Source organism: Sphingomonas aquatilis, assembly GCF_014196115.1.
In the GTDB taxonomy this organism is placed as follows: Bacteria; Pseudomonadota; Alphaproteobacteria; order Sphingomonadales; family Sphingomonadaceae; genus Sphingomonas; species Sphingomonas aquatilis.
The window spans coordinates 119,654-141,744 of record NZ_JACIDB010000006.1 but is presented as its reverse complement, the minus strand read 5'-3'; the positions used below and the strand labels follow the sequence as shown (position 1 = coordinate 141,744).

The window sequence follows — 22,091 nt, the reverse complement described above, 5'->3', positions numbered from 1 at the left end:
GGTCGGTTCGCCGGCCCCACACCGTCACCACATGATGCGCAGCTTGGTGGGCGCGATAGCCCTCTGAGCTACGGAATATTCGGACCGCGTCCGTCATGACGAACCGGGTGAGGCGAAGGCTTGCCCCACCCAGTTGCGATAACTTCGTTACTTCCCCGACTTCAGCCACGTCTCCACTGCGGGGCGCAGGCGCTCTGCCGCCGCCTTGCGCACCGCGATGCCCGAGATCACGCGACGCGCCGGCGCACGCGAGGTTTCGGGCAGCGTCTGCGCGAAGCTTTCGATCTTGCCCGGCATCTTGGGGTCGGACGAGCCACCGCCCAGACCGACGATGAAGCCCGACCGGCTGCTTTCCTCGATGAAGCCATCGACCAGCGTGTGGTTCGCCACCGCCCAGTCGAACGCCATATCGGGATGGCTGCCCGAGATCGCCCGCAGCAGCGCCGCCTTCTGGGGGGCGGTGAACGTGTCGGTCTTGAGCAAGGCCAGCGCGCGGGTCGCGACCGCATCGTCCTCCGCCGCGCCGAGCAGCGACACATACCGGTTCTTGGTGACCGGATTGGTTTCCGCCTGGGTCAGCGCCAGCAGGGCATCCCAATCGGCGGGCGTCGCATAGGTGGCGAAGGTCGACAGCACCGGTGCGCGGATGGCGGGGGGGATCGCGGTCGGGTTGGTCTTGAGCTGCGCGACATAGCTGCGCGCCTGCGCCAGCACCTGGCCGTCGCCTGCCGCGCCCAGGCGATAGACGAGCGATTCGCGCAGGTTCGTCACCAGCGGCGACTCACCCGGCTGCGCCGTCATGCCGATGCGCCGCAGAACGGGGCCGAGGATCGCGACCGTGCGATTGCGCAGCGCCGTCTCCAGCGGCGTGCCCTCATACAGCCCGGCTAGGCTGCCGAGGCGTCCCGATACCAGCTGCCATTCGAGCGGATCGGCGCCCTCGCCCACCCGGCCCATCAGCGCGAAGAAGCGCGACAGGTCCTGATATCCCCCCGCCGCCAGCGCATAATCGTCGGCGAGGGTGCCGAGGCGGTCCTTCAGCTCCAGCCGCGTATAGTCGCGCACCAGCGCGTCGTGCGCCGGCTGATCGTACATCACGCGCGTGTAGCTGCCCTTGCCCTGGTTCAGCACCAGCGTGCCGCAGCCCTTGACGCTGACCTTGGTCGATGGGCCGGTCACGATGGTGCGCGTCTCACCGCCGCCGAGCGTGCCGACGACCATCGGCACCTTCCACGTCTGCGGCTTCTTCGATGCCTCATCCAAGCCGAAACGGCCTTGCACCAGCGTCGCCTGCGTCATGCCGCCGACGCACTGCGCGTTCGACAGCGTCACCAGCGGCACGCCGCCCTGCAGCGTATAGCCGTGCGCGATCTCCGCAACGGGCTGCCCCGCCGCGGCGGACAGTTCCGCCCACAACTGTTCGGTGACCGTGTTGCCGTATTTGTACTTCGCCATGTAGCGGCGGATGCCGTCGCGGAACTTGTCCGGGCCCAGCGTCGACTCGAGCATGCCGATCACGGCCTGCCCCTTCATATAGGTGATGCCGTCGAACGCCTCGCCGATCTGATCGACCGTCTCGATCTTGCGGATGATCGGATGCGTGGCCGAGGTCGCGTCGATGCTCATCGCCGCCTCGCGGTCGCTCATCACCGCACCGGCTTCCGCATTCCAGTCGGGGTTCAGATCGGCGGCGGACTTGTTCTCCATCCACGAGGCAAAGCCCTCGTTCAGCCACAGATCGTCCCACCAGCGCATGGTGACGAGATCGCCGAACCATTGATGCGCCATTTCGTGCGCGACGACGGTGAAGATGCGCTGGCGGCCGCTTTCGGTGGCGCGCTTGGGATCGAACAGCAGTTCGGGCTCGAAATAGAAGATCGCGCCCCAATTCTCCATCGCGCCGAAGAACTGGCTGGAGCCGGGGCCGGCGATCATGTCCATCTTCGGCAGTGGATAGGGGGTGCCGAAATAGCTGTTGTAATAGCCGAGCAGCCGCTTGGCCTGCGCCAGCGCGTAATCGCCCTGGTCCGCGACGCCGCGACGCGTCACGACGCCGATCTCGACATTGCCCGCCTGCACCGTCTTGCGGTCCAGATCACCCATGCCGAGGTACAGGAGGTAGCTCGACATCACCGGCGTTTCGGCGAAGCTGTACAGCTGCGTGCCGTTGGCCTGCTTCGTCACCGACGTTGCCGGCATGTTGGAAATGCCGAGCTGCCCCGCCGGCACCACCGCCTTCAGCTTGAACTTCGCCTTGAACGCCGGTTCGTCCCACATCGGCGCGAAGCGGCGGGCGTCGGGTGCTTCGAACTGCGTCGCGAGCATGCGCGCTTTCGACCCGTCCTGATTGGTGTAATCGATCGCGAACAGGCCGGCGGCGGACTGGTTGATCTTGCCGCTCCACGCGAAGCCGACGGTGTGACGGCCGACGGTCGCGGCGGCGGGCAGCGTCAGCACGAGCTGCTGCTTGTCCTTATCCAGTGCGAAGCGCACGGCCTTGCCGTCGACCGTCGCCGAGGTGATGTCCAGATCGGCGGCGTTGAGCGTGATCGTGCGGGTCGCCGCCTTCACGTCCACGGTGACCGTCTCGGTGCCGGTGAAGGTCATCGCCTGCGCATTAGGCGTCACGGCGATATCATACAGCACGGGCACGACATCGGTCGGCAGGCTGCCCGCGGCGAGCGCAGGCGCAGAGACGGTCATCGCGAGAGCGGCGGCGACGGCGAGTTTCATGGACTGGTAACTCCGGATACAATGTTACGTCCCGTCTGACGGCTTTGCGCGCGCGCCGCAAGCGCCGTCGTGCTGGACAGGCGGATAGGTTTCGCTAGACAACCGATCATACGAAGAGGAGCCGCCCGACCATGACGACGCCCACGCTGTTCGACCGCCTGCGCCTGCCCGTGATCGGTTCGCCGTTGTTCATCATTTCCGGGCCGGAACTTGTGATCGCGCAGTGCAAGGCGGGCATCGTCGGATCGTTTCCGGCGCTCAATGCCCGGCCGCAGGCGTTGCTCGACGAATGGCTGCACCAGATCACCGAAGAGCTTGCCGCGCATAATCGGGCGCACCCGGATTGCCCCGCCGCGCCGTTCGCGGTCAACCAAATCGTGCACAAATCGAACGACCGGCTGGAAGCCGACCTTGCCACCTGCGCCAAATGGCAGGTGCCGATCGTCATCACCTCGCTGGGCGCGCGCGAGGATTTGAACACTGCGGTACATGGCTGGGGTGGCATCACGCTGCACGACGTCATCGACGATCGCTTCGCGCGCAAGGCGATCGAAAAGGGCGCGGACGGGCTGATCGCGGTGGCGGCCGGGGCCGGCGGCCATGCGGGGCGCCTTTCCCCCTTCGCGATCATCCAGGAAATCCGCCAATGGTTCGATGGACCGCTGGCCTTGTCTGGCTCGATCGCGACGGGCGGTGCGATCCTGGCGGCGCAGGCGATGGGCGCCGACTTCGCCTATATCGGCTCACCCTTCATCGCTACGACCGAGGCGAATGCCGCGCCCGATTACAAAGCGTCGATCGTCGCGAGCAAGGCGGCCGACATCGTCTATTCGAACCTGTTCACCGGCGTGCACGGCAATTACCTGCGCAGCTCGATCGAAGCGGCCGGGCTGGACCCCGATCATTTGCCCGAGGGCGACCTGAAGACGATGAATTTCGGCGGCAACAACGGGTCGAAGGCGAAGGCCTGGCGGGACATCTGGGGATCGGGCCAGGGCATCGGCGTGATCGATGCGGTGGAAAGCGTCGCCGACCGAGTCGATCGCTTCGCGCGCGAATATGCGGCGGCAAAGGCGCGGATCGCCGGCTGACCCGGCGCCGCGTTGCGGTCAGAAGGCCAGCGCCAGCCGATCGTGCAGGCGCTGGACCGGGCTGGGGGCGACCGCATCGACTTGCGCCGCATCCAGCAGACCGACCCGGCGATGCAGGTTCGCGCTCGCCTCGACCAAAGCGCGGGCACGCTGCGGCAGCGCCGCGACCAAGTCCGCGTCGAATTGCGGCGCGTGGCCAAGCCGTCGGTTCCCATCGAGCGCGTCGCGCGGCTGCATCTCGCCTGCATCGATCGCACGCTGCGTCAGCAGCCAGGCGATGACGTGCATCAGCCGCGTCGTCACCTTCAGCGATTCGCACGAAAAGCCGACGCGGATCAGCGGGTCGAGCGCTTCCCGCTCCAGCCGCCCCGCCTCGTCGAAATAGCTGCGCGCCTCGTCCGCCAGCAGCATCGCCTCCGTATAGAGCGAATCGATCAGGCGACGGTGGATGCGTGATTCGGAACGACTGACAGTCATGCGTTCACCGGTGACATAGCGCGCCCCGCCTGCCCAGCGGCCGTTGCTGTCGATGCTGTGCCAAAACGGAAAAACACCACCGGCGGCTCAGGCGATGATATCCGGGATCAGCTGGTCTTCGCATAAGGCGATCTCGTCGCGCAGCCGCAGCTTGCGCTTCTTCAGCCGGGCGAGCTGCAATTGGTCGGGCGTCGCGCTGGCGCCCAAGGCCGTGATCGCCGCGTCGAGATCGCGATGCTCGGTGCGCAGCTGTTCCAGGCGGGCGATGATCTGCGCGTCGTCCATGGTAAAACCCCCTGCCACCACCCTGCGGCCCGCTTTGCCCCTAGCGCAGCCGGACGACCAACCCAAGTCGTCGCATCATGCCCCTCGGCTAATCGCGTTCAACCATTTTCGGTGACGACTTTTAGGATGTTCGGTGGTTTACTCAGTCCCCCAACACGCATGCATCAGGAGGTACACCGAAATGCAGACGACGCATCAACAGGCACTGGAAACCAAGCATGCCGCGCTCGACCGCCGCATCGCCGACGAATCCCATCGCCCGATGCCCAACTCCGCGATCCTCACCGACCTGAAGCGCCAAAAGCTGAAATTGAAGGAAGAGCTTACGGGCCTGTAGAGCCTGACGCCATTCAGCCCCTCCCCAACCCGGAGGGGCTTTTTGCAGGGGCGGCACGTCGAAGGGGAACGCCCGCCGCGAACCTTAGACCGCAGTGACCTCGTCGCGCACCAGCGCCGGATCGATCGGGGCGTCGAACGCGATCCCCATCCGTCCCGCGGTACACCAGGCGACCTTCCCCGCGACCGTTCCCAGCCCCGGCATCTCCAGACGCACCAGCGATCCCGGCTCCCTCAGCACACCGCAGTCGACCATCACCCCTCCCGGCGACAGGTTGCGCATCCGAACCCCGCGATCGCAATGATCGCCGTGCAGCCATAGACGCGCCGGGAGCAACAGGCTTTCGCGCGGCGGCTGGCGCGGCCGCACGATGCCGCCGTCGACAGGCCCGGCATCGTCGGATGCCGTAAGAGACGCGTGGAAGAGGCTGTCCATATCCGGTGCCCTCGTCATGATCGGCCGGGAAACTCCCACCGCATGCCGCCCCGAATCTTACCAGAACGTAAACGCCGGCGCATCGCAGCGCGACGGCCGGCGCACGATCAATCCTCGCGCGAAATCTTCTCGTTACGCTCGTGGCGCTCCTGCGCCTCCAGCGTCATCGTCGCGATCGGGCGCGCCTCCAACCGGCCGAGGCTGATGGGCTCGCCGGTGACTTCGCAATAGCCGTATTCGCCCTCGTCGATGCGGCGGATGGCGGCTTCGATCTTCGACACCAGCTTCCGCTGGCGATCGCGGGTGCGCAGTTCGATCGACCAGTCCGTCTCGCTCGACGCGCGATCGGTCAGGTCGGCTTCGCGCAGCGAGTCGAGCTGCAGCTGGTTGAGCGTTCCGGCCGCGTCCTGCAGGATCGCGTCCTTCCAGCGGAGCAGCTTGTTGCGGAAATAGGTCTGCTGGCGGAGATTCATGAACGGCTCATCGGGGCTGGGCCGATAACCATCGTCGCTCCAGTCGCCGGCGTCATTCGCGGGCAACATGTCGGCATTCCTGTCGTGTACGCGGCTTACGTGCGTTGCCATGCCACTCTCCCTCCGGTCCCTGAACTTGAACCCGGGACCGCCCCCATATTGGTGAGGCGCCTATAATCGCGGCTGAACGGAACCACAAGCGATGCGAGTTACCGAATCGATCGCCAACACGAACTTTTATTGCGAATGGGACCAGAACGGTTGCAAGTCAGCGACTAAGCTGCGTTACGGTCGGAACGCGATTGCGAAACCCACCGCTGTTTCACTCTGGTACGTTAACCGCGAATCAGATGGTGCAATCTCAGTGAAGCACTGCAAAAGCAGCGAATTGCTGGTTAACAAACTTGCACTTAACGGTTTGTTTTGCGTTGAATGGCATAGGCGGCACTCCGTTGCTGCGACAGGACGATCCGGGCCGCAGGGACCGGCAATGAAAGAGAGACCCGATGTCCGTACGGATGGCTTTGGCGAAATTGTGCGCATGCGCCTGTGGCGGTGCGTTGATCGGCGGTGGCGCCGTCCACGTCGCCGAACGTCCCAGCCGCCCCGTTTACACCAAACAGGTCAAGAAGCGCGTGGTCGCGCATCGGCAGGTCGCCGCGTTCCAGCGTAAGGCCGTGCGCCGTCGCGTGGTGACCACGACGACCACCACGGCCTGCGCCCCCGCAGTGGTGACGGTCGCCAGCCAGGCTGCACCGGTGCCGGTGCCCCTGCCCGCGTCCGAAGGCTTCGTAACCGGCGGCGGTGGCGGCGTGCCTGTGGTCGTCGGCGGCAGCGGCGGCTGGGGTGGCGGCGGCGGCGGCTTCTTCGGGGGCGGCTTCTTCGGCGGCGGATCGTCCGGATCGTCGGGCAGCATCGTGATTTCGTCGACGTCCAGCGGCGGGTCGAGCTCGACCAGTTCGTCCAGCAGTTCCTCGTCGTCCGGCAATGTGTCGAGCAGCTCGTCGGGTAACGTATCGAGCAGTTCGTCGACCAGCAGCTCCACGGGCGGCGCGAACGTCGTCGTCGACAATCAGAACAACAATAACAACAACAACCAGAACAATAACACGAACCAGAATTACAACGAAAACAACAACAACAATAATAACAACAACAACCAGAGCCAGAATCAGGGCCAAGGCCAGAACCAAGGTCAGGGGCAGAACCAAGGTCAGGGCCAGGGGCAAGGCCAGGGTCAGGGCCAAGGTCAGGGCCAGTATGGTTCGAGTTCGAAGGGCTGGAGCTCCACCGGCGGACCGCCGCCGCCCCCGCCGCCGCCGGGTTCGACCGGATCGTCGGGCGGCCCGCCTGCGCCGGTGCCCGCGCCGCCGATGGTGCTGCTGTTCGGCGCCGCTGCCGCCGCTCTGGTCGCCCGCAAGCGCTTCGCCAAGCCGCAGGCGGCCTGACCCGAAGCCCGGTTCCGCAACAAAAAAGGGGCTGCCGAGTGATCGCTCGGCAGCCCCTTTTTCGTTGGGCGGTGCGTCAGGCGGACCGCAGCGCCTGTTCGATATCCGGCACCGGATGGCCGGTCAGGTCCTTGGCCAGCTCACCCGCAAGCCGGTTGCTGACCTCTTTGTGATAGTGTTTGCGCAACTCGCCGAGCGTCTTGGGCGGGGCGACGATGATCAGCGATTCGAAATCGTTGGCCAGCGCGCGGCGCTTCAGCATATCGGCCGTCTCGGCGGCAAAGCGATCCTCCTCCTGCTGGTGGAAGTCGGTTTCGCCCATCGTGCCGCCTTGCGTCGAGGAAGCCTGGCCGGCGGCATCGGTCTTCTGGTCGCGATCGGCCGGGTTCACCTTTTCCTCGGCATGCTCGACCTGAAGATTGGGATAGTCCGCATCGCCCTCGTTGCGGAAGAACAGCGCCTTGCGGCCGTCGGCGACGAGCACGAAGGCATTGTGGGGGACCTGCATCGCGGCTTCTCCTGATCGTTGCTATCCCCTGCTCAACGCAGCCGAGGCGGGCGGGTTGCCGCCTGACGCGCGGCGGGGCATAGCCGCGCCATGCACGATATCCGCGCCATCCGGGACGATCCCGCCGCCTTCGACGCCGCCCTCGCCCGCCGGGGCGCTGCCCCCCAGTCCGCCGAGCTCATCGCGCTGGACGACGCGCGCCGCGCCGCGATCGCCGCCGCCCAGGACGCGCAGACCCGCCGGAACGAGCTGTCAAAGGGCATCGGTCAGGCCAAGGCGCAGAAGGAGGAAGCGCGCGCGCAGGCACTGATGGCCGAGGTTGCGGCGTTGAAAGAGGCGCTGCCCGGTCTCGAAGCGGCCGATGCCGAAGCGGGGCTGGCGCTCGAACGCGCGCTGGCCACCATCCCAAACCTGCCCGCCGCGGACGTCCCCGACGGCGAGGACGAGGCGGGCAATGTCGAACAGACGCGCTGGGGAACCCCGCGCGCGTTCGACTTCACGCCGCGCGAACATGCCGACATCGGTCCGGCGCTGGGCATGGACTTCAAGACCGGCGCCGATCTGTCGGGCGCGCGCTTCACGTTCCTGCGCGGGCCAATGGCGCGGCTGCACCGGGCGCTCGCCCAGTTCATGCTCGACCACCAGACCGCAGACAACGGCTACGTCGAGTGCAACCCGCCCGTGCTGGTCAACGACCCGGCGATGTACGGCACGGACAAGCTGCCCAAGTTCGCCGAAGATTCGTTCCGCACCACCGATGGCCGCTGGCTGATCCCGACCGCCGAGGTCAGCCTGACCGCATCGGTGATGGGCCAGATCCTCGACACGCTCGCCGAACCGATGCGGCTCACCGCGCATACGCTCTGCTTCCGCAGCGAGGCGGGCGCGGCCGGACGCGACACGCGCGGGTTCATCCGCCAGCACCAGTTCGAGAAGGTCGAGCTGGTCAGCATCTGCCGTCCCGAGCACAGCGACGCCGAGCATGAGCGCATGACGCGCTGTGCGGAAAGCGTGCTGGAGGCGCTGGACCTGCCCTATCGACGCATCCTGCTCTGCACGGGCGACATGGGCTTCGGCGCGCGCAAGACCTTCGACCTCGAAGTATGGCTGCCGGGCCAGCAGGCGTGGCGCGAGATTTCGTCCTGTTCGAACACCGGCGAGTTCCAGGCGCGGCGGATGAACACGCGCTACCGAGCGGAAGGTGAGAAGGCCCCGCGCTTCGTTCACACGCTCAACGGGTCCGGCCTTGCGGTCGGACGTACGCTGGTCGCGGTGCTGGAAAACTATCAGCAGGCGGACGGATCGGTCGTCGTGCCCGCGGTGCTGCGACCCTATCTCCGCGGGCTCGACCGGCTGGAACCGCAGGGCTGATCGGATGGCGCGGGGTCGGACCGTCACGGGGGTAGCGCTGGCCGGGCTGATGCTGTCGGCGTGTATTCCGAGCGTCGACGACATCTCGACCGAAGCCCCGCCCCCGCCCCGCCCCGCCTATCCCCCGGCCGCCGCTTACCCGCCGCCCGAGCCCGCTCCGCGCTATCCCGAACAGGACGCCCCGCAGCCCTTGCGTGAGGAGATGCCCCCTCCCTCGCGGCAGGTGGCCATGCCGACCACCGCGCGCCCCGCATGGGAGGCGCGGCCCGTGACACCAGACGCGCAGGTGGTCGCGACCCAGAGCTACACCGTCGCCCCGGGCGACACGTTGCGCCGGATCGCCGAGCGGACCGGCGCCAGCGCAGAGGCGATCGCGCGCGCCAACGCGCTCGAACCGCCCTTTGCGGTGCAGACGGGGCAGACACTCACCATCCCGGGCGGTCGCTATCATCTGGTGCGGCAGGGCGAGACGGGCATCGCCATCGCCCGCGCCTATGGCATCGAATGGTCGCGGATCGTCGCCGCCAATGCGCTGGAGGAACCCTATATCCTGCGGGCCGGCCAGCGTATCCTGATCCCCGGCGATCCCACGCAGGTGCCCAGCCTCGCCGAGCGCGCCGCCGCCTTCCGCCTCGACATCGACGACATCCTGACCGGCGGCGAGCCGACCCCCGCCCCACGTCAGGCGCCCGCGCGGCCCGTCGCCAACCCGCGGCGCGTGCTGCCGCCGACGGAAGTCGTCGCAGCGCCGGCGCGGCTACAGGGCGGTTTCGTCTGGCCGGTCGACGGTCAGGTCGTCCGCCGCTTCGGCCCCGGCCGCAGCGGCGAGCGCAACGACGGTATCAAGATCGCAGTCCCGGTGGGCACGGCGATCCATGCGAGTGCGGACGGCGTCGTCGCTTATGCCGGCGACGGGATCGCGGCGCTGGGCGGCCTGATCATCATCAAGCACGGCGGCGGCTGGACCAGCGTCTATGGCCACGCCAGCAAGCTGCTCGTCCAGCGGGGCCAGAGCGTGAAGCGGGGACAGACGATTGCGCTGTCGGGCGACACCGGCCTTGCCGACCGCCCAGAGGTGCATTTCGAGCTGCGCAAGGGGCGTACGCCCGTCGACCCGCTGAGCCAGCTATCGGGGCGGTAACGCGCGATCCCCTCGCCCTGCGCAGGATAGGTGCAGGACAGGTGACGGACGGCGTTCGGCTTGCTAACCGCGCGCCATGACCTACCAGTCCGATCTGCTGAACACGCTCGCGACGCGCGGCTACCTCCACCAGCTCACCGATGCGGCCGCGCTGGATGCGCTCGCGGCGAAGCAGGTCGTGCCCGGCTATATCGGTTTCGATCCGACCGCGCCGTCGCTGCATGTCGGCAGCCTGGTGCAGATCATGCTGCTGCGCCGGCTGCAACAGACCGGGCACAAGCCCGTCGTGCTGATGGGCGGCGGCACCGGCAAGATCGGCGACCCCAGCTTCAAGGACGAGGCGCGCAAGCTGCTCGCCGAGGACGGGATCCAGGCCAATGTCGCGTCGATCAAGCGGATCTTCGAACGCTTCCTGACGTTCGGGGACGGCCCGACGGACGCGATCATGCTCGACAATGCCGAATGGCTCGATGCGCTGGAATACATTCCGTTCCTGCGCGACGTCGGCCAGCATTTCTCGGTCAACCGTATGCTCAGCTTCGATTCGGTGAAGCTGCGGCTGGATCGCGAACAGTCGCTGTCCTTCCTCGAATTCAACTACATGATCCTGCAAGCCTATGACTTCATGGAGCTGTCGCGCCGCTGCGGCGTGCGGCTGCAGATGGGCGGCAGCGATCAATGGGGTAATATCGTCAACGGGATCGAGCTTGCCCGCCGCATGGACGGCACCGAGGTGTTCGGCGTCACCACCCCGCTGCTGACGACTGCCTCGGGCGAGAAGATGGGCAAGACCGTCGCGGGCGCGGTGTGGCTGCACGAGGACCAGCTGCCGCATTTCGATTACTGGCAATTCTGGCGCAACACCGACGATCGCGACGTGGGCCGCTTCCTGCGCCTGTTCACCGATCTGCCGCTGGACGAGATCGCCCGGCTGGAAGCGCTGGAAGGCGCGGAGATCAACGAAGCCAAGAAGGTGCTCGCCAACGAGGCGACGGCGATGTGCCGCGGTCGCGCCGCCGCCGAGGAGGCGGCTGAGACCGCCCGCCGTACGTTCGAGGAAGGCTCCAGCGGCGCGGCGCTGCCCAGCGTCACGGTCGCGGGGGGATCGATCAACGTCGTCAATGCGCTGATCGCGCTCGGCTTCGCCAAGTCGAAGGGCGAGGCGCGTCGTCTGATCGCCGGCGGCGGGGCCCGTATCGGCACCGATAAGGTGAGCGACGAGGCGCTGATGATTGCGGTCGGCGATGACCCGGTTCGCCTGTCTGCGGGAAAGAAGAACCACGGCCTGCTGGTGCGGGAACAGTAAGCAAGCGTAAACGGTTACTCTTCTATCGCTTCAGTCCGGAATGGTCACGGCCACGTCCGGGGCGTGAGGAGTATCGGCCATGTCGCAAGCCCTGTCCCACCCGATCGACGGCCGTGCCGAGCCGCGCGACGAGGTGCATCATCGATGCCGTGCCCTGCTGACCGATCGTCGGACGCTGTCGGTGCTGGCGGTGAACCTGTCGCCGCAGGGCGTGATGATCCGCAGCGATGCCGAGGTAAGCGTCGGCGAATGGCTGCGCGTGACGCTGCCCGTGGTCGGTGAGATGCAGGCGGCCGTGCGCTGGGCGCTTGGCGGCCGGATCGGCTGCCAGTTCGAAAAGGCGATACCGGCGAACCAATATCACGCGGTCCTGGGCGCGATGCAGGGCTGACCTGCTAGCCCTTTACCCGGATCGCAGCAGCGCCACACCGGCGTCGCGATCGAACAGATACAAGGCGATCCGCGCGGCCTGTCCTCGCGGTCCCTCCAGCCCGCCGTCGCGATCGATCAGCAAACGGGCATCGTCCTGCGCGCAGTGGAGCAGGTCGCTGAGCATCTCCGGCAACGCCAGACGAAACGTAACCTCGCCCGACTGACGCGTACCGAGCAGTTCGCCGCCGCCACGCAGGCGCAGATCCTCTTCCGCGATGCGGAAGCCGTCGTTCGTTTCGCGCATCAGCGCAAGCCGCGCGCGCGACGTCTCGCTGAGCGACGCGCCACGCAGCAGCAGGCAGCGCGACAGCCCGCCGCCACGCCCGACGCGTCCACGCAGCTGGTGGAGCTGCGCAAGACCGAAGCGATCGGCATGTTCGATCACGATCAGCGTGGCATTGGGCACGTCGACCCCCACCTCGATCACCGTCGTCGCGACGAGAACGGACAGGCGGTTGCCGGCGAACGCCTCCATCACCGCATCCTTTTCGGGCGGCTTCATCCGGCCATGGACGACGCCGATCTTGTCCCCGAAGCGCGCGCGCAGCGATTCGGCGCGCATTTCGGCGGCGGCCAAGTCGCTCTTCTCGCTCTCCTCGACCAAAGGGCAGACCCAATAGGCCTGGCCGCCGTCGGAGATATGGCGCCCGATCGCGTTGACGACCTCGTCCAGCCGATCCTCGGACACGACGCGCGTCTCGATCGGTTCGCGGCCGGGGGGCATTTCGTCGAGGCGGCTGACGTCCATCTCGCCATATTGGGCCAGCGTCAGCGTGCGCGGAATCGGCGTCGCGGTCATCGCCAACAGGTGCGGCGGCGCCTTGCCCTTGGCTTGCAGCATCATCCGCTCGGCGACGCCGAACCGGTGCTGTTCGTCGACCACCACCAGCGCGAGGTCGCGATAGCCGACCGCTTCCTGGAAGATCGCGTGCGTGCCGACGAGGATATCGATTTCGCCGCTCGCCAGCGCCATCAGTGTCGCCTCGCGCGCGCGGCCCTTGTCGCGGCCCGTCAGGACGGCGATGTTCACGTCGACGCCCGACAGCAATTTGCGCAGCGTCTCGTAATGCTGGCGTGCGAGGATTTCGGTCGGCGCGAGCATCGCGCCCTGAGCCCCGGCCTCGACCGCGATCAGCAGGCTCATCGCCGCGACCAGCGTCTTGCCCGACCCGACGTCGCCTTGCAGCAAGCGTAGCATCGGCGCGGTCTGCGCGAGGTCCCCCTCGATCTCGGCGATGCTGCGCGATTGCGCGCCGGTGGGGCTGTAGGGCAGCCGCAGCTGGTCACGCAGGCGGTGGTCGCCGACCAGCGCCCTGCCCCGCCGCTTGCGCGTGTCCGCCCGCACCAATGTCATCGCCAACTGGTTGGCGAAGATCTCGTCATAGGCCAGGCGTTCGCGCGCCATCTTGTCGGCCGGGTCGGCATGGATGCGGGCAAGCGCGTCGCGCCAGTCGGGCCAGCCGCGCTTCGCCTTCAGGCTGGGGTCGATCCATTCGGGTAGATCGGGCGCCCGCTCGATCGCCTGCGCGGCGAACCCGGCAAGTCGGCGGGATGTCATGCCTTCCGACAGCGGATAGATCGCCTCGCGTTCGCGGAACGGTTCGTCGGGCTCGCCCAGATCGGGATGGATGATCTGGAGCGTCTCGCCATAGCTTTCGAGCTTGCCCGACACGCGGCGCGGCTCGTTCAGCGGCAGCAGCTTCTTCACCCAGCCCGACGAGCCGCCGAAATAGACGAGGGAGACGTAATTGCCCTTCGCATCGGTCGCCTGCACGCGCGTCGGGCCGCGACCGGTGCTGGTGCGATAGTCGCGCGGCGTCAGCGTGATCGCAATGATGCGACCGGCGTCGGCGACGTCCAGCTCTTCGCGGGGCAGGCGATCGATCCAGCCGCTCGGCAGGTGAAAGGCGACGTCGACCACGCGCTCCAGCCCCAGCCGGTCGAGCGGCTTGGCGAGCGCAGGCCCCACGCCTTTCAGCGCGGTGACCTCGGCGAACAGCGGATTGAGGATGGCGGGACGCATGACTACATGACCCCTCTAGCCTACCCGACCGATGCCGTCAGCATCCGCCGGGCTATTCGTATTGGATGACCTATGGATCACGCCACCCGGTTGAAGCGCCTGAAATTCCGCGCCTGGCATCGCGGCACGAAAGAGGCGGACCTGATGATCGGCGGCTTCTTCGATGCGCATGGCGCAGGGTGGACGCCCGAACAGCTCGACTGGTTCGAGGCGCTGCTGGAGGAGCAGGACGTCGATATCATGGCCTGGGCGATCGGATCGATGCCCTGCCCGCCGGAATGGGAGGGCGACATGATGACGCAGATGCGCTCGCTGAGCTACGTGCCGGTGGCGGAGTGAGAGCGGGCTGAGCTCGCCCGACACCCTTCGTCACCCCGGATTCGTTCCGGTGCCCACTCCGCGGCGAGGGGAATAGCCTGAGCCTCTTGCCTTTCCCGTTCGGCCCGGTGGACCCCGGAACAAGTCCGGGGTGACGTTAGATTTGGGGCAGCCGTTCGCCCGTAAGTCGCCTGCCTTCTTCAAGGACCATGATGCCCGACCTCAAGACGATCCTGACCGCCAAGACGCCGCTGACGCTGTCGGGCGTACCCGCCGGGTTCCAGCCGTCGCTGCTCGCCGACCTCGCCCGCGCCGCGAAGGGGCGCGCGGTGTTCGTCGCGCCGGACGATGCCGCGATGCGCGCCGTCGCGGCGACGGCGCCGTTCTTCGCGCCCGAGCTTGAAGTGATCGTCTTCCCGGCCTGGGACTGCCTGCCCTATGACCGCGCCTCGCCGACGCTGCGCATCATGGCCGAACGGATCGCGGCGCTCTACCGGTTGCAGCGCCCCGCCAAGGGTCCGCAGCTCGTCCTGACGACCGCCAATGCGGCGACGCAGCGCGTGCTGACGCCGTTCCGCATCCGCCAGCTGGTGGCGACGCTGGAGCCGGGCGCACGGATTGATCGCGACGATCTCGCCAAGCTGCTCCAGGCGAACGGCTATGTCCGTACCGAAACCGTCCACGACCAGGGCGAATATGCCGTGCGCGGCGGCATCGTCGACCTGTATCCAAGCGGGGAAGAGCAGGCGCTGCGCCTCGACTTCTTCGGCGACGAGATCGAGACGGTACGCACCTTCAGCCCCGAGGATCAGCGCACCACCGGCCGGATCGACGGCTTCACGCTGCTGCCCGCGTCCGAAGCGTTGCTCGACGAGGAATCGATCAAGCGCTTCCGCACGCGCTATCGCGACAAGTTCGGCGCGACCGCGACCGGCGATCCGCTGTATCAGGCGATCAGCGATGGGCGCCGCCTTGCCGGCATGGAGCATTGGCTGCCGCTGTTCGAGGACAAATTGGCGACGCTGTTCGACCATCTGTCCGCCGACGACGTCATCGTGCGCGATTTCGGCGTGCCCGGCGCGGTCGAAGGGCGGATGGAGGCGGTCGCCGATTATTACGAGAACCGCCAGCGCGCCGAGGCCGCGCAGCCCGGCAGCTATCGGCCGCTCGCCGCCAAGACCCTGTACCTCGACGCCAAGGAATGGGCGGCAGGACTGGAGGCGTGCCACGCGCATCTGACCACGCCCTTCCACGAGCCGGAGAGTGCGAGCGTGCTCGACTTCGGCGTCGACGGCGCGCGGGATTTCGCGCCCGAGCGGTCGGGCGGCGCGAACGTCTACGAAGCCGTCGTCAAGCACCTTGGCGCGCTGCGCAAGCGGGGCAAGAAGCCGGTCCTCGCCAGCTATTCTGTCGGCGCGCGCGAGCGACTGGGCAATCTGCTGAAGGATCACGGGCTCAACGGCGCCAAGGCGGCGGACAGCTGGCATGAGGCGCTGGGCATCGCCGATACGTCGAAGAGTGCCGGCGTCGCGCTAGTCGCGCTGCCGCTCGACCATGGCTTCACCGCGCCCGACATCGCGGTACTGACCGAACAGGACATGCTCGGCGACCGCCTCGTCCGCCGGGCGAAGCGCAAGAAGTCGGCGGATGCCTTCCTTGCCGAACTGGCGACGCTGACACCGGGTGATCTCGTCGTCCACGCCGATCATGGCATCGGCAAATATCTGGGGCTGACCTCGATCCCCGTCGGCCAGTCGCCGCACGACTGCGTCGCGGTGGAATATGCCGGCGGCGACAAATTGTTCGTGCCGGTCGAGAATCTCGAGGTCCTGTCGCGCTACGGCTCATCGGAAGAGGGCGCGAGCCTGGACCGGCTGGGCGGCGAGGCGTGGCAGCGGCGCAAGTCGAAGATGAAGGAGCGCATCCGCGAGATCGCAGGTGAGCTCATCAAGACCGCGGCCGAACGCGCGCTGCATCCGGGTGACGTGCTGGAGCCCGATCCCGCCGGCTATCCGAGCTTCGTCGATCGCTTCCCCTATGCCGAAACGGACGACCAGGATCGCGCGATCGAAGACGTGCTGGGCGACCTCGGCGCCGGCCGTCCGATGGACCGGCTGATCGTCGGCGACGTCGGCTTCGGCAAGACCGAGATCGCGCTCCGCGCCGCCTTCGTGGCGGCGATGGCGGGCAAGCAGGTCGCGGTCGTCTGCCCAACGACGTTGCTCGCGCGGCAGCATTTCAACAACTTCAGCGCTAGGTTCGAAGGCTTTCCGATGAACATCGGTCGCCTGTCGCGCCTCGTTCCCGCGGCGGAAGCGAAACGGGTCAAGGAGGGGCTGGCGGACGGCAGCATCGACGTCGTCATCGGCACGCATGCGCTGCTGGCAAAGGCGATCGATTTCAAGCGCCTGGGCCTCGTGATCGTCGACGAGGAACAGCGGTTCGGCGTTACCCACAAGGAGCGGCTGAAGGCGCTACGGGCGGACGTGCATATGCTCACCCTCACCGCGACGCCGATCCCGCGCACGTTGCAGATGGCGATGAGCGGCATACGCGAACTGTCGGTGATCCAGACGCCGCCGGTCGATCGCCTCGCGGTGCGCACATACGTCATCCCCTGGGACCCGGTCGTGCTGCGCGAGGCGTTGCTCCGCGAACATTATCGCGGCGGGCAGAGCTTCATCGTCACGCCGCGCGTCGCCGACCTGCCTGACCTGGAGGAGTATCTCCGCAACGAGGTGCCCGAGGTCCGCTACGTCATCGCGCATGGCCAGATGAGTGCGACCGAGGTCGAGGAGCGGATGAGCGCCTTCTACGACAAGAAGTTCGAGGTGCTCGTCTCGACCACGATCATCGAAAGCGGCATCGACATCGCCTCGGCCAACACGATGATCGTCAATCGCGCCGACCGCTTCGGCCTCGCCCAGCTCTACCAGCTACGCGGCCGCGTCGGTCGGTCGAAGACGCGCGCCTATGCCTATCTGGTAACGCCGCCCGAACGGATGATGACCGATACGGCGGAGAAGCGGCTGAAGGTCCTGTCCGACCTCGACAGCCTGGGCGCAGGGTTCCAGCTCGCCAGCCACGACCTCGACATTCGCGGCGCCGGCAATCTGCTCGGCGACGAACAATCGGGGCATATCAAGGAGGTTGGCTACGAACTCTACCAATCGATGTTGGAAGAGGCGATCATGGACGCCAAGGCCGGCGGGCTGAAGAGCGATCGTCCGCGCGACTTCTCGCCGCAGATCACGGTCGACGCGCCGATCCTGATCCCCGACGATTACGTGCCCGACCTCGACCTGCGGATGGGCCTGTACCGCCGCCTCAACGAGCTGGAAGACAATCGCGAGATCGAAGCCTTCGCCGCCGAGATGATCGACCGCTTCGGTCCGCTGCCCGATGCGACCGAAAATCTCATCAAGGTGATCGAGATCAAGCTGAATGCGCGCAAGGCCTGCATCGCCAAGATGGACGTGGGGCCGCGCGGCGTGCTGGTCGGCTTCCACGACGATACGCCGCCGAACGTCGCCGGGCTGCTCGCCTATGTCGAGCGGCTCAACGGCGTTGCCAAGCTGCGCCCCGACAGCAAGCTGGTGCTGCAGCGGGCGTGGCCGGACGCCAAGTCGCGCCTGCATGGGGCGTTGCAGCTGTCGAAGGGGCTGGCGAAAGCGGCGGGGTAACGGCGATTTTCCCGGGTTTCGGGCTCAGCTGCTGTGATCGGCGATGACCTTCCAGCCGCGGGCCTGCTTTTCGAACAGCAGCGACGTCACGCCCTTGTCGCTACGGCCATCGGGATAGGCCAGCTGCCATTCCGCCCAGAGCATGCGGTACGTCGTATCCACCGCCCGCGCCCCGAGGATCCGAAACGACAGCGCACCGCGCTTGCTCGCGTCGGCGCCATAGCTTTTGTCATAGCGCGCTGCGATCGCCGCCTTGCCGCGGACGAGGCCGTTCTTCGTCACGAACACGGCATCGTCGGCGTAGATCGCGAGGAAGCGGGCCATGTCACCGGCGCTCCAGCCTGCCGCGCTGTCCGCCAGCGCCGCCTCGATCGCCGCCTGCGCATCCTGCACCGGGGCCGGCAATGCCAGCGCCGCCACGATCGTCAGCATGTCCCGTCTCCCACCATCGCTGCCAGTGCTGCGTCATCCAGTGCGGGCGCCAGCAGGAAGCCCTGGTAAAAGGCGCAGCCCTCCGCCGCCAGCAGCTGCCGCTGGGTATCGGTTTCGATCCCCTCCGCCACGACGGCGAGGCCCAGCGAGCGCGCCAGCGTCATCACCGCGCGCACCACGCCGCGGTGGCGCCGCGTCCGCTCGATCCCCAGCGCCAGCGCCTTGTCGAGCTTGAGGTAATCGAGCGGCAGCGTGGTGAGATAGGCGAGGCTGGAATAGCCCGTACCGAAATCATCGAGCGCCACGCGCAGCCCCGCCGCGCGCAGGTCGGTGAGGATCGCCGCCGCGCGATCAAGATTGTGGATCGCGCCACTCTCCGTCACCTCGACCGTCAGCCGGTCGCACGCCACGCCGCTGGCACCGACGCGCCGCAGGAAGGAATAGGCGAAACCGGGCCGGCCGAGGTCGCCGGCGGTGATGTTGAGCGCGACACGCACATGCGACAGCGTCTCCGGCCACGCGGCGATTCGCGCCAGCACCAGCCCCTGGATATGATCGGACAGGACGAGGCCGAGATCGGCACGCTCCGCCGCGGCAAACAGCACGTCGGCGCCCAGTGGCCCCAGCCGCCCATGCCGCCAGCGTGCCAGTGCCTCGACCCCGGTGATCCGCCGCGAATCGATTCGCGCCTGCGGCTGGAACAGAATGTCGATCTCGTCGCGCTCGATCGCGAAGTGCAGGTCGATGGCGAGCGAATCGATCGGCGCGGTGTGCTCGGGTCCCGCGACGCGGATCGTCGGCCCGTCGCTGGCCTTCGCCGACACCAACGCCTCCGCCGCGCGGTGGAGCAGGCTGGCGGCATCGTCGCCCGGCGCGCTCTCCGCCAGGCTCCAGCGACTGCCCAGCACCGCCTGTCGCCCCCCGACCGCAATGGGTCGCGACAGGGCACCATCCAGCGCACGCGCCAGGCCGACCAGCGCGCCCTGCTCCGCCACCGCCGCGACGACGATATCGCCGCCGCGCGGCGCGCCGACCACCGCATCGTCGCCCAGCAGCTCCGCGGCCATCGTGCGAACCTGCCGATGCGCCTCGGCGATCAGCGCATCGCCCACCGCCCGCCCCCGTGCGGCATTCAGGATATCGAGCCGCGAGAGCGCGATCCTGACGATGCCCACATGCCGCCCGGCTTCGAGCCAGGCGGAAATCGGTTCGCTGACGTCTTCCGGATCGGCGCGCAGCCCGAACGCCGGGCCGCGTCGCTCGCCCTGATGGCGGGTCGCGTGCCGCGCCGCAAAGCGCAAGGCGAGCTGGATGTCGGCCGGATCGCCCGTCTCGCGCAGGAAATGCGTCGCGCCCGCGGCGTAGAGCTGGTCGAGCGTATCGCCGTCGTCGGTCAGCACCAGCAGCGCCGCGCCGGTCGCGGCGATCAGGCCGCCCAGCGCGCGGACCGCCGCCAGACCGGCTGCCGGCGCCTTCCGCCCATCGACCAGGATCACCGCCGCGCCGCTCGCCAGCGCCCGGGCGACCAGTTCGCGCCCGCCGGTATCGACGACCGGCGCCCAGCCGTCGTCCTGCGCCAGCGCCGCGAGCGCTGCCGCATCGTCGTCCTGCGCGACGATGAACAATCGTGTGCTGTCGGTAACGGTCCCCATTCCCTTCCTGCCTAAGCGCGCGGGGGTTAACCGACAATGCTGTGTCACGGTGAAGCGGGCTTAACGGAACGGACTTGTCGGCGGATGGTTGTCGGCCTAGCCCCATGTCATGACCAGCGCCCTTGCCCCCTCCGCCGACCCGCTGGTCGATCCGCAGGGACGGACGATCCGCTACCTGCGCATCTCCGTCACCGATCGGTGCGACCTGCGCTGCCGCTACTGCATGGCGGAGCAAATGACCTTTCTGCCCCGGGCCAAGCTGCTGACCCTCGACGAAATCGCGATCATCGCCGAACGCTTTATCGCGCGCGGGGTGACGAAAATCCGCCTGTCGGGCGGCGAGCCGCTGGTGCGCCGCGACGTCGCCGATCTGGTCCAGCGGCTGGGCCGGCACGTGGGGGCAGGACTCGACGAACTGACGATGACGACCAACGGTACGCGGCTCGCGCAGCACGCCAATGCGCTGGTCGATGCCGGGATCCGGCGCATCAACGTCAGTCTCGACAGCCTCGACCCCGATCGCTTCCGCTACATCACGCGTCACGGCGACCTGACGCAGGTGCTGGACGGCATCGCCGCCGCAAAGCGCGCCGGGCTGGCGGTGAAGATCAACGCCGTCGCGCTTGCGGGCCTCAATGAAGCCGAAATTCCGGCGATGCTGCAATGGTGCATCGACGAAGGCCACGACCTGTCGCTGATCGAAACGATGCCGCTTGGCGCGGTGGATGAGGATCGCACCGACCGCTTCGTGCCGTTGACCCGCGTGTTCGATGCGCTGTCGGCGCGCTTCCCCTTGTATCGCGCCACGCATCGCACCGGCGGCCCGGCGCGCTATTGGCAGGTCGAGGGCACCGCGACCCGCCTCGGCCTCATCTCCCCGCTCACCGCCAATTTTTGCGACGGTTGTAACCGCGTACGGCTGACGACCGAGGGCAAACTCTATATGTGCCTGGGGCATGACGATCAGGTCGACCTCAAGGCGGCGCTGCGCGACGGCGGTATCGACGGGCTGGATGCCGCGATCGATCGCGGCTTGCTGCGCAAGCCTGCCCGCCACGATTTCCGCATCGCGGCGGGCGCGGCGCCTGCGGTGGCGCGCCATATGAGCGTGACCGGGGGATGACCGATTATCAGCGGCGGGCGCTGGTCGCCTCGCCCACGGCCCCTGCCCGCGCCGCTGCCGCCGAGCTGGCGGACGCCGCCGACTGGGTCAACCCGGCCGAGGCCGACGTCATCATCGCGCTGGGCGGCGATGGCTTCATGCTCCAGACGCTGCACGGCCTGCTCGACCGGCGGCGGCCGCCCGTCCCCGTCTTCGGGATGAACCTCGGCACGGTGGGCTTCATGATGAACGAGTGGCGCCGCCACGGCATCGACGAGCGGCTGGCACGCGCCAAGCCGTTCAAGGTGTCGCCGCTCGCCGCCACCGTCACCGGCATCGACGGCCGCGTGCATCAGGCGCCCGCGATCAACGAAGTCTCGCTGTTGCGCGAAACCCGCCAGACCGCGAAGCTTGAGGTGACCGTCAACGAACGCGTCGTCATGCCGGAACTGGCGTGCGACGGCATCCTCGTCGCCACGCCGGCGGGGTCGACCGCCTACAACCTGTCCGCGCAGGGTCCCATCCTGCCGCTGGGGTCGAACATGTTGGCGCTGACGCCGATCAGCCCGTTCCGCCCGCGGCGCTGGCGCGGTGCGATCCTGCCCGACAAGGCGCGCATCTCGCTGCGCGTGCTCGATGCCGCCAAACGCCCGGTATCCGCCGTCGCCGACCAGCGCGAATTCCGCGACGTCGCCGAAGTCAGCGTCGCAATCGACCGCGCGCGCGAGCTGACCCTGTTGTTCGACCCCGAACATGCGCTCGACGACCGCATCACGATGGAGCAATTCATCGCCTGAGTTGCTTATGCCGCACGAAGCTGTGGAAAACTCGCTTTAACGGGTTG

The 22,091-nt window shown here is 67.5% G+C and carries 20 protein-coding genes; 11 read left to right on the top strand and 9 right to left on the bottom strand.

The window, feature by feature from the left end:
• Positions 1-147: 147 nt before the first annotated feature.
• Positions 148-2,733: a M1 family metallopeptidase gene (locus GGR47_RS13900; RefSeq protein WP_147035664.1), complete on the bottom strand. Its 2,586-nt coding sequence runs from the start codon at positions 2,731-2,733 to the stop codon at positions 148-150.
• Between the two features lie 131 nt (positions 2,734-2,864).
• On the opposite strand from GGR47_RS13900, the gene GGR47_RS13895 reads away from it, so the two are divergent.
• Positions 2,865-3,824, top strand: coding sequence for an NAD(P)H-dependent flavin oxidoreductase (locus GGR47_RS13895; RefSeq protein WP_147035663.1), 960 nt, complete (start codon positions 2,865-2,867; stop codon positions 3,822-3,824).
• An 18-nt stretch (positions 3,825-3,842) separates the two neighbouring features.
• Here the strand turns inward: GGR47_RS13895 and GGR47_RS13890 are convergent, their stop codons facing one another.
• Positions 3,843-4,301 carry a DUF1465 family protein gene (locus GGR47_RS13890; protein WP_183949565.1) on the bottom strand — a complete coding sequence of 153 codons (459 nt, stop codon included), beginning with the start codon at positions 4,299-4,301 and terminating at the stop codon, positions 3,843-3,845.
• A gap of 87 nt (positions 4,302-4,388) precedes the next feature.
• Positions 4,389-4,586: a YdcH family protein gene (locus tag GGR47_RS13885; RefSeq protein ID WP_017978703.1), complete on the bottom strand. Its 198-nt coding sequence runs from the start codon at positions 4,584-4,586 to the stop codon at positions 4,389-4,391.
• A gap of 181 nt (positions 4,587-4,767) precedes the next feature.
• On the opposite strand from GGR47_RS13885, the gene GGR47_RS13880 reads away from it, so the two are divergent.
• Complete coding sequence (locus tag GGR47_RS13880) at positions 4,768-4,923, top strand: YdcH family protein (protein WP_017978702.1); 156 nt, start codon at positions 4,768-4,770, stop codon at positions 4,921-4,923.
• 84 nt (positions 4,924-5,007) lie between these two features.
• Here the strand turns inward: GGR47_RS13880 and GGR47_RS13875 are convergent, their stop codons facing one another.
• Together GGR47_RS13875 and dksA are read right to left on the bottom strand one after the other, a co-directional pair.
• A complete protein-coding gene (locus GGR47_RS13875; RefSeq protein ID WP_147035661.1) occupies positions 5,008-5,358 on the bottom strand; it encodes a PilZ domain-containing protein in 351 nt (116 codons plus the stop codon).
• A gap of 107 nt (positions 5,359-5,465) precedes the next feature.
• The gene (gene dksA, locus GGR47_RS13870; protein WP_017978700.1) at positions 5,466-5,900 is read right to left on the bottom strand and encodes an RNA polymerase-binding protein DksA; all 435 of its coding nucleotides are present in this window, start codon (positions 5,898-5,900) and stop codon (positions 5,466-5,468) included.
• Between the two features lie 437 nt (positions 5,901-6,337).
• On the opposite strand from dksA, the gene GGR47_RS13865 reads away from it, so the two are divergent.
• A complete protein-coding gene (locus tag GGR47_RS13865; RefSeq protein ID WP_167509724.1) occupies positions 6,338-7,279 on the top strand; it encodes a hypothetical protein in 942 nt (313 codons plus the stop codon).
• Between the two features lie 76 nt (positions 7,280-7,355).
• Here the strand turns inward: GGR47_RS13865 and GGR47_RS13860 are convergent, their stop codons facing one another.
• The gene (locus GGR47_RS13860; protein ID WP_017978699.1) at positions 7,356-7,787 is read right to left on the bottom strand and encodes a host attachment family protein; all 432 of its coding nucleotides are present in this window, start codon (positions 7,785-7,787) and stop codon (positions 7,356-7,358) included.
• Between the two features lie 90 nt (positions 7,788-7,877).
• On the opposite strand from GGR47_RS13860, the gene serS reads away from it, so the two are divergent.
• From serS to GGR47_RS13840, 4 genes are all read left to right on the top strand, one after another.
• Positions 7,878-9,158, top strand: a complete 1,281-nt coding sequence (gene serS, locus GGR47_RS13855) for a serine--tRNA ligase (RefSeq protein ID WP_147035659.1) — start codon at positions 7,878-7,880, stop codon at positions 9,156-9,158.
• A gap of 4 nt (positions 9,159-9,162) precedes the next feature.
• On the top strand, positions 9,163-10,299 hold the full coding sequence (locus GGR47_RS13850) for a M23 family metallopeptidase (protein WP_147035658.1): 1,137 nt from the start codon (positions 9,163-9,165) through the stop codon (positions 10,297-10,299).
• 76 nt (positions 10,300-10,375) lie between these two features.
• The gene (gene tyrS, locus GGR47_RS13845; protein WP_147035657.1) at positions 10,376-11,605 is read left to right on the top strand and encodes a tyrosine--tRNA ligase; all 1,230 of its coding nucleotides are present in this window, start codon (positions 10,376-10,378) and stop codon (positions 11,603-11,605) included.
• 79 nt (positions 11,606-11,684) lie between these two features.
• Positions 11,685-11,996: a PilZ domain-containing protein gene (locus GGR47_RS13840; RefSeq protein WP_147035656.1), complete on the top strand. Its 312-nt coding sequence runs from the start codon at positions 11,685-11,687 to the stop codon at positions 11,994-11,996.
• Between the two features lie 12 nt (positions 11,997-12,008).
• Here the strand turns inward: GGR47_RS13840 and recG are convergent, their stop codons facing one another.
• Positions 12,009-14,060, bottom strand: coding sequence for an ATP-dependent DNA helicase RecG (gene recG / locus GGR47_RS13835; protein WP_147035655.1), 2,052 nt, complete (start codon positions 14,058-14,060; stop codon positions 12,009-12,011).
• Positions 14,061-14,132: 72 nt separating this feature from the next.
• Here recG and GGR47_RS13830 point away from each other — a divergent pair, with 72 nt between their 5' ends.
• Both GGR47_RS13830 and mfd read left to right on the top strand, forming a co-directional pair.
• Positions 14,133-14,399, top strand: a complete 267-nt coding sequence (locus tag GGR47_RS13830) for an FAD assembly factor SdhE (RefSeq protein WP_147035654.1) — start codon at positions 14,133-14,135, stop codon at positions 14,397-14,399.
• A 191-nt stretch (positions 14,400-14,590) separates the two neighbouring features.
• Positions 14,591-18,061 (top strand): transcription-repair coupling factor, encoded by a 3,471-nt coding sequence (gene mfd, locus GGR47_RS13825; protein ID WP_147035653.1) that lies wholly within the window; start codon positions 14,591-14,593, stop codon positions 18,059-18,061.
• Between the two features lie 24 nt (positions 18,062-18,085).
• Here the strand turns inward: mfd and GGR47_RS13820 are convergent, their stop codons facing one another.
• Both GGR47_RS13820 and GGR47_RS13815 read right to left on the bottom strand, forming a co-directional pair.
• On the bottom strand, positions 18,086-18,493 hold the full coding sequence (locus GGR47_RS13820; protein WP_147035652.1) for a YybH family protein: 408 nt from the start codon (positions 18,491-18,493) through the stop codon (positions 18,086-18,088).
• Positions 18,487-20,145 carry a GGDEF domain-containing phosphodiesterase gene (locus GGR47_RS13815; protein ID WP_147035651.1) on the bottom strand — a complete coding sequence of 553 codons (1,659 nt, stop codon included), beginning with the start codon at positions 20,143-20,145 and terminating at the stop codon, positions 18,487-18,489. Before GGR47_RS13815 ends, GGR47_RS13820 begins: the two co-directional genes overlap by 7 nt.
• Positions 20,146-20,254: 109 nt before the next feature.
• On the opposite strand from GGR47_RS13815, the gene moaA reads away from it, so the two are divergent.
• On the top strand, positions 20,255-21,268 hold the full coding sequence (moaA, locus tag GGR47_RS13810) for a GTP 3',8-cyclase MoaA (RefSeq protein ID WP_183949564.1): 1,014 nt from the start codon (positions 20,255-20,257) through the stop codon (positions 21,266-21,268).
• Positions 21,265-22,044, top strand: a complete 780-nt coding sequence (locus tag GGR47_RS13805; RefSeq protein ID WP_147037214.1) for an NAD kinase — start codon at positions 21,265-21,267, stop codon at positions 22,042-22,044. Before moaA ends, GGR47_RS13805 begins: the two co-directional genes overlap by 4 nt.
• Positions 22,045-22,091 lie beyond the last annotated feature (47 nt).

Coding starts and splice junctions, on each gene's coding strand:
- moaA (WP_183949564.1), top strand. CDS start 20,255: ATGACCAGCGCCCTTGCCCCCTCCGCCGACCCGCTGGTCGATCCGCAG.
- serS (WP_147035659.1), top strand. CDS start 7,878: ATGCACGATATCCGCGCCATCCGGGACGATCCCGCCGCCTTCGACGCC.
- GGR47_RS13885 (WP_017978703.1), bottom strand. CDS start 4,586: ATGGACGACGCGCAGATCATCGCCCGCCTGGAACAGCTGCGCACCGAG.
- GGR47_RS13820 (WP_147035652.1), bottom strand. CDS start 18,493: ATGCTGACGATCGTGGCGGCGCTGGCATTGCCGGCCCCGGTGCAGGAT.
- GGR47_RS13900 (WP_147035664.1), bottom strand. CDS start 2,733: ATGAAACTCGCCGTCGCCGCCGCTCTCGCGATGACCGTCTCTGCGCCT.
- GGR47_RS13830 (WP_147035654.1), top strand. CDS start 14,133: ATGGATCACGCCACCCGGTTGAAGCGCCTGAAATTCCGCGCCTGGCAT.
- GGR47_RS13880 (WP_017978702.1), top strand. CDS start 4,768: ATGCAGACGACGCATCAACAGGCACTGGAAACCAAGCATGCCGCGCTC.
- GGR47_RS13860 (WP_017978699.1), bottom strand. CDS start 7,787: ATGCAGGTCCCCCACAATGCCTTCGTGCTCGTCGCCGACGGCCGCAAG.
- GGR47_RS13875 (WP_147035661.1), bottom strand. CDS start 5,358: ATGGACAGCCTCTTCCACGCGTCTCTTACGGCATCCGACGATGCCGGG.
- GGR47_RS13890 (WP_183949565.1), bottom strand. CDS start 4,301: ATGACTGTCAGTCGTTCCGAATCACGCATCCACCGTCGCCTGATCGAT.
- GGR47_RS13895 (WP_147035663.1), top strand. CDS start 2,865: ATGACGACGCCCACGCTGTTCGACCGCCTGCGCCTGCCCGTGATCGGT.
- GGR47_RS13805 (WP_147037214.1), top strand. CDS start 21,265: ATGACCGATTATCAGCGGCGGGCGCTGGTCGCCTCGCCCACGGCCCCT.
- GGR47_RS13850 (WP_147035658.1), top strand. CDS start 9,163: ATGGCGCGGGGTCGGACCGTCACGGGGGTAGCGCTGGCCGGGCTGATG.
- tyrS (WP_147035657.1), top strand. CDS start 10,376: ATGACCTACCAGTCCGATCTGCTGAACACGCTCGCGACGCGCGGCTAC.
- GGR47_RS13865 (WP_167509724.1), top strand. CDS start 6,338: ATGTCCGTACGGATGGCTTTGGCGAAATTGTGCGCATGCGCCTGTGGC.
- GGR47_RS13840 (WP_147035656.1), top strand. CDS start 11,685: ATGTCGCAAGCCCTGTCCCACCCGATCGACGGCCGTGCCGAGCCGCGC.
- mfd (WP_147035653.1), top strand. CDS start 14,591: ATGCCCGACCTCAAGACGATCCTGACCGCCAAGACGCCGCTGACGCTG.
- GGR47_RS13815 (WP_147035651.1), bottom strand. CDS start 20,145: ATGGGGACCGTTACCGACAGCACACGATTGTTCATCGTCGCGCAGGAC.
- dksA (WP_017978700.1), bottom strand. CDS start 5,900: ATGTTGCCCGCGAATGACGCCGGCGACTGGAGCGACGATGGTTATCGG.
- recG (WP_147035655.1), bottom strand. CDS start 14,060: ATGCGTCCCGCCATCCTCAATCCGCTGTTCGCCGAGGTCACCGCGCTG.